The following is a 6,383-nucleotide window of genomic DNA, read 5'->3' on the forward strand; positions in this document are numbered from 1 at the left end:
CCGGCCGTCGATCTTCGTGGAGGATCGGCGGTCGTGACCAGTCTTGGTGTGGTGTTCCGGCCGCAGTTCGCGCCGGAGCGGATGCGTTCCGTCGCCCGCGTGGCCGAGGAGGTCGGGCTCGACGAGATCTGGCTCTGGGAGGACTGCTTCTCCGAGAGCGGCATCGCCAGTGCGGTGGCTCTGCTCGGGTGGACCTCCCACGTGCGCGTCGGGGTCGGATTGTTGCCGGTGCCGTTGCGGAACGTGGCGCTGTCGGCCATGGAGGTGGCCACGATCGAGCGACTCTTCCCCGGACGGGCGACCCTCGCGTTCGGGCACGGGTTGCAGAAGTGGATGGGGCAGGCCGGTGTGCGGGCCGAGTCGCCGGTGACCCTGCTGCGGGAGTACCTGGTCGCGTTGAAGGCGCTGCTGGCCGGCGAGGCGGTGACCACGCAGGGCCGGTACGTCAACCTCGACGGCGTCCGGCTGGACTGGCCACCGGAGACGGCGCCGGCCCTGGTCGCCGGGGCGTTCGGGCCGAAGTCGCTGGCGGTGTGCGCGGAGGTGGCGGACGCAGTCATCCTCGCGGCGAGCGCCGGGCCGAGCGGCGTGCGGGAGATGCGGGCGCGGGTCGACAAGCCGATCATCGCCTACGCACGGGCCGCCTTCGGCGAGGGCGCCCAGGACCGGCTGGACGCGGAGGGTCCGCACGAGTACGGGGTCGCGGGGGATGCCGTCCCCGGCATGATCGAGGAGTACGTCGAGGCCGGCGCGACCACGCTGGTCCTCCAGCCGACACCGGACGAGCCCGACCTGGAGGGCTTCGTGCGGAAGGTGGCCGGGCTCAAGCCCGCTTGAGCCGCCTGCTCAGCATGCGGAGATGGACCGCTTCACGACGCGGATCACCGGGGACGTGGAGCTGACCTGGCTCACCGATGATCCGCAAGAGGCAGAGTGACCACCAAGTGGGACAAGCGCGCACACAGTGACACTGCCTCGCGGCACCGCCGCGACTCACGATCCCAGGATGGCACTAACGACCACCAGCTCGGATGGCCGGGTCGATCTCGCTGATCACTCGTCCATCGCGGACAGCCGTTTCTACAACGCGGAGCTCGCCCCAGTGCCTGTGGCGCAGCGTAACTGGACCACGTACAACTACTTCGCCCTCTGGATGGGGATGGCCCACAACATCCCCAGCTACATGCTCGCCTCCGGCCTCATCGCGCTGGGCATGGACTGGCTGCAGGCCTTCCTCACGATCACGATCGGCAACATCATCGTGCTCATCCCGATGTTGCTGAACAGCCACGCCGGGACGCGGTACGGCATCCCGTTCCCCGTCTTCGCCCGCGCGTTCTACGGCGTGCGCGGCGCGAACCTGGCCGCGCTGCTCCGCGCGTTCATCGCGTGCGGGTGGTTCGGCATCCAGACGTGGGTCGGCGGCCAGGCGATCTTCGTGATCATCGGCAAGCTCGCCGGGGACGGCTGGACGAACGCCCAGGCGGTCGGGGGGCAGCCCATCACCCTGTGGGCGTCGTTCGCGGTGTTCTGGGTCATCCAGATGCTGATCATCTGGCGGGGCATGGAGGCCGTCCGGAAGTTCGAGAACTGGACGGCGCCGCTGGTCAGCGTCGGCTTCCTGATCCTGCTGGGGTACGTGCTGGTCAAGGCGGGCGGCTTCGGCCCGATCCTGTCGCAGCCGTCGAAGCTCGGCTGGGGCAGCGAGTTCTGGACGGTGTTCGCGCCGTCGCTGATGGGCATGATCGCGTTCTGGGCGACGCTGTCGCTGAACATGCCGGACTTCACGCGCTTCGGCGGGTCGCAGCGCAAGCAGTTCTGGGGCCAGGTCCTCGGGCTGCCGACCACGATGTCGTTCATCGCGATCGTCAGCGTCCTCACCACCTCCGGTGGCGCCGTGCTGTTCGGCGACGTGATCTGGGACCCGGCCACGCTCGCGTCGCGGTTCTCCTCGCCCGCGGTCGTGATCGTCGCGCTGGTGGCACTGGTGCTGGCGACGATCTCGGCGAACCTCGCGGCCAACGTGGTGAGCCCGTCCTACGACTTCTCCAACGCGTTCCCGAAAAAGATCACCTTCGCGCTCGGCGGGCTGCTCACCGGCATCATCGGCGTCGTGATCATGCCGTGGCGGCTGCTCGCGAACGCGGACGTGTACATCAACGGGTGGCTGGGCTTCTACGGCGGCGTGCTCGGCGCGGTGGCCGGCGTGCTCATCACCGGGTACTGGGTTCGGGCCCGCACGAACCTGGCGTTGGAGGATCTCTACAAGGAGACCGGCAGGTACTGGTTCAGCGGCGGTTGGAACATCCCCGCGCTGGTGGCGACGCTCGTGGGCGCCGTGCTGGCGGTCGGTGGCGCGCACAGCGCCTCGGGCAACCCGTTCCCGGCGGACGGGCTGATCCCGTTCTTGAAGGAACTCTACAACTACAGCTGGGTCGTCGGATTGGTGGCAGCATCGTTGACGTACCTGCTGCTGACCGTGCGGAGCACCGCACGGGAGAGCGCGCCGGCGGCGACGCCGGTGCCGGAAGGAGAGGCAGTTGTCTGAGATCGTCAGGGCCGCCCTGGTCCAGCAGAAGTGGACCGGCGACAAGGAGTCGATGATCGCGAACGCGGTGACGCACATCGGCACCGCGGCGTCGCAGGGCGCGCAGGTCGTGTGCCTGCAGGAGCTGTTCTACGGCCCGTACTTCTGCCAGGTGCAGGACGCCGACTACTACTCCTACACCGAGCAGATCCCGGACGGGCCGACGACACAGCTCATGTGCGAGCTGGCCGACCAGCACGGGGTCGTGCTGGTCGTGCCCATGTACGAGCAGGAGCAGCCGGGCGTCTACTACAACACCGCGGCCGTGATCGACGCGGACGGCACCTACCTCGGCAAGCACCGCAAGAACCACATCCCGCAGGTCAAGGGGTTCTGGGAGAAGTTCTACTTCCGGCCCGGCAACCTCGGCTACCCGGTGTTCGACACCGCGGTCGGCAAGATCGGCGTGTACATCTGCTACGAGCGGCACTTCCCCGAGGGGTGGCGGGCGCTCGGGCTGGGTGGCGCGCGGATCGTGTTCAACCCGTCGGCGACCTCGCGCGGGTTGTCGGAGTACCTGTGGAAGCTCGAGCAGACGTCCGCGGCGGTGGCGAACGAGTACTACGTCGGCACCATCAACCGGGTGGGCGTGGAGCCGTTGGGTGACAACGACTTCTACGGACAGTCGTACTTCGCGGACCCGCGTGGCCAGATCATGGACGGCACGGCCTCCGACACGGAGGAGGAGGTCGTCGTGCGTGACCTCGACATGGGACTGCTGACCGAGGTCCGGGACCTCTGGCAGTTCTACCGCGACCGCAGGCCCGACACCTACGACCAGCTCACCGGGGCGTGACGATGCGGACCCTCATCCGCAACGGGACGGTCGTGAACGCGGGCGGCACGCTGCGTGCGGACGTCCTGGTGGAGGACGAGACGATCGCCGCGCTGGCCGCGCCGGGCGTCATCGAGGCGGCCGACTCCTACATCGAGGCGGACGACAAGTACGTGCTGCCGGGCGGGATCGACGCGCACACGCACATGGAGATGCCGTTCGGCGGGACGTTCTCCGCCGACACGTTCTTCACCGGCACGCGGGCGGCCGCGTGGGGCGGCACGACGACGATCATCGACTTCGCCGTGCAGGTCAAGGGCACGTCGCTGCTGTCCACGTTGGACAAGTGGCACGAGAAGGCGGACGGCCACTGTGCGGTCGACTACGGCTTCCACATGATCATCTCCGACGTCAACGACCAGTCGTTGAAGGAGATGGAGTCGTGCATCGACGCGGGTGTGAACAGCTTCAAGATGTTCATGGCGTACCCGGGCGTGTTCTACGCGACGGACGGCGAGATCCTGCGCGCGATGCAGAAGGCGTCGGGCACCGGCGCGACGATCATGATGCACGCGGAGAACGGCATCGCGATCGACGAGCTGGTGGCGCAGGCCCTGTCGGAAGGCCGGACCGATCCGGTGCAGCACGGGTTGACGCGGCCGGCGGAGCTGGAGGGCGAGGCGACGTCGCGGGCGATTCAGCTGGCCCGCGTCACCGGCGCGCCGCTGTACATCGTGCACCTCTCGGCGTCGCAAGCGCTTGCGGCCGTGGCCGCCGCGCGCAACGACGGGCAGAACGTGTTCGCGGAGACGTGCCCGCAGTACCTCTACCTGTCCATCGAGGACCTGGCGAAGCCGGACTTCGAGGGCGCGAAGTACGTCGCGTCGCCGCCCCTGCGGCCGAAGGAGCACCAGGCGGACCTGTGGCGCGGACTGCGGACGAACGACCTGTCCGTGGTGTCGACCGACCACTGCCCGTTCTGCTTCAAGGACCAGAAGGAGCTGGGGCGCGGGGACTTCTCCAAGATCCCCAACGGGATTCCCGGCGTCGAGCACCGGATGGACCTGCTGCACCAGGGCGTCGTCGCCGGGGAGCTCACGGTGCAGCGGTGGGTCGAGGTCGCGTCGGCGACGCCGGCGCGGATGTTCGGGCTGTACCCGCGCAAGGGCGTGATCGCGCCGGGTGCGGACGCGGACATCGTGGTGTACGACCCCGCGCGGCGGCAGACCCTCGGCGTGGCGACGCACCACATGGCGGTGGACTACTCGGCGTACGAGGGCATGTCGATCACCGGTGGTGTGTCGACGGTGCTGTCGCGCGGTTCCGTCGTGGTGGCCGACGGTGAGTTCCACGGGCACGAGGGGCACGGCCGGTTCCTGGAGCGCGAGCTGTCGCAGTACCTCGTCTGATCGGGAGGTTCTTCGTGGACTTCGGTGTGGTGCTGCAGACGGACCCGCCGGCGTCGGCCGTCGTGGACCTGATGGTGGCGGCCGAACGGCACGGTTTCCGCTACGGCTGGACATTTGACTCGGTCGTGTTGTGGCAGGAACCGTTCGTGATCTACTCGTCGATCCTCGCGGCGACGTCTTCGCTGGTCGTGGGGCCTATGGTGACCAACCCGGTGACCAGGGACTGGTCGGTCACGGCGTCACTCTTCGCAACCCTGAACGACATGTACGGCAACCGAACGGTGTGCGGCATCGGCCGCGGTGACTCAGCGCGACGGGTCATCGGACAGAAGCCGGCGCCGCTGTCGGTGCTGCGTGATTCGATCCACGTCATCCGCGAGCTGGCGGAGGGACGGGAGGTCGAACACCATGGCACACCGGTACGGATTCCGTGGGTACGGGACGGGCGGCTGGAGATCTGGATGGCGGCGTACGGGCCACGTGCGCTGCGGCTGGTCGGCGAGCACGCCGACGGCTTCATCCTGCAGACGGCGGACCCGGCGATTACCCGGTGGACGATCGAGTCCGTCCGAGCCGCGGCCCGCGAGGCGGGTCGCGACCCGGGCGGCATCACGATGTGCGTGGCGGCACCTGCGTACATCGGGGAGGACGTGGCGCACCAGCGGGACCAGCTGAGGTGGTTCGGCGGCATGGTGGGCAACCACGTGGCCGACCTGGTCGCGCGCTACGGCGAGTCCGGGCCGGTGCCCCGCGAGCTGACGGACTACATCCGTGGGCGGGAGGGCTACGACTACGCCCACCACGGAAAGGCGGGCAACCCGTCGACGGACTTCGTACCGGACGAGATCGTCGACCGGTTCTGCCTGGTGGGACCGGCCTCGGCACACGTGGACCGGTTGACGGAGCTGGCGGAGCTGGGGGTGGACCAGTTCGCCCTCTACCTCATGCACGACCAGAAGGAGCAGACAATGGCGACCTACGGAACGGAGATCATCCCGAAACTGACCACATAGCGGACCGTTGGCCAACCGGCGGCACAGCGAACTCGAGCCAACCGGCGGCGTGCGAACTCCAGCTCACCGGCCGCGCCACGGAGGACTGATCAACCGGTGGCGTGGCGAAGCACGCGCCAACCGGCAGCGGGGCAAGCAGTTCAGCCCACGAGCCGCGCAACGCACGACGGGCCAACGGATAGCGTGGCGAGAGGCCCAGCCGACCGGCGGCGCAACGCACCACCGGCCAACCGACGGCACAACGGGACCACTCGCCCACCGGTCGCGTAACGCACGACCGGTGAACCCGCGGCGTGGCGAGAACTCCAGCAACCGTCCGCGTGACGCACGACTGGCCAACCGACGGCACAACGGAACCACTCGCCCACGGCGGCGTGGCGAACCACCCTCCAAACGGCGGCGCGGCGAGAAACCTAGCCAACCGGCCGCGCAGCGCACCACTGGCCAACCGACGGCACAACGGAACCACTCGTCCACCGGCGGCGCGGCGAGAACTCCCAGCCAACCGGCCAGGCAACGCACGACCGGCCTACCGGCCGGCGTGGCGAACCACTCGCCCACCGACGGCGGGGCGGAACGTTGGCGGAACCAGCGGCGAA

The 6,383-nt window shown here is 68.8% G+C and carries 5 protein-coding genes; all 5 read left to right on the plus strand.

Going from position 1 to position 6,383, the window contains the following annotated elements; all coding sequences use genetic code 11:
* Positions 1-33 precede the first annotated feature (33 nt).
* Complete coding sequence (locus ACJ73U_RS33275; RefSeq protein WP_407781712.1) at positions 34-837, plus strand: LLM class flavin-dependent oxidoreductase; 804 nt, start codon at positions 34-36, stop codon at positions 835-837.
* Positions 838-1,006: 169 nt separating this feature from the next.
* The gene (locus tag ACJ73U_RS33280) at positions 1,007-2,548 is read left to right on the plus strand and encodes an NCS1 family nucleobase:cation symporter-1 (protein ID WP_407781713.1); all 1,542 of its coding nucleotides are present in this window, start codon (positions 1,007-1,009) and stop codon (positions 2,546-2,548) included.
* Complete coding sequence (locus ACJ73U_RS33285; RefSeq protein WP_407781714.1) at positions 2,541-3,383, plus strand: nitrilase-related carbon-nitrogen hydrolase; 843 nt, start codon at positions 2,541-2,543, stop codon at positions 3,381-3,383. The genes ACJ73U_RS33280 and ACJ73U_RS33285 overlap by 8 nt, the downstream gene beginning before the upstream one ends.
* A gap of 2 nt (positions 3,384-3,385) precedes the next feature.
* Positions 3,386-4,771, plus strand: a complete 1,386-nt coding sequence (gene hydA / locus ACJ73U_RS33290; protein WP_407781715.1) for a dihydropyrimidinase — start codon at positions 3,386-3,388, stop codon at positions 4,769-4,771.
* Positions 4,772-4,785: 14 nt separating this feature from the next.
* On the plus strand, positions 4,786-5,784 hold the full coding sequence (locus tag ACJ73U_RS33295; RefSeq protein WP_407781716.1) for a TIGR03842 family LLM class F420-dependent oxidoreductase: 999 nt from the start codon (positions 4,786-4,788) through the stop codon (positions 5,782-5,784).
* Positions 5,785-6,383: the final 599 nt, after the last annotated feature.

The sequence above is a fragment of the Actinophytocola sp. genome (assembly GCF_045807065.1).
Classification (GTDB): domain Bacteria; phylum Actinomycetota; class Actinomycetes; order Mycobacteriales; family Pseudonocardiaceae; genus Actinophytocola.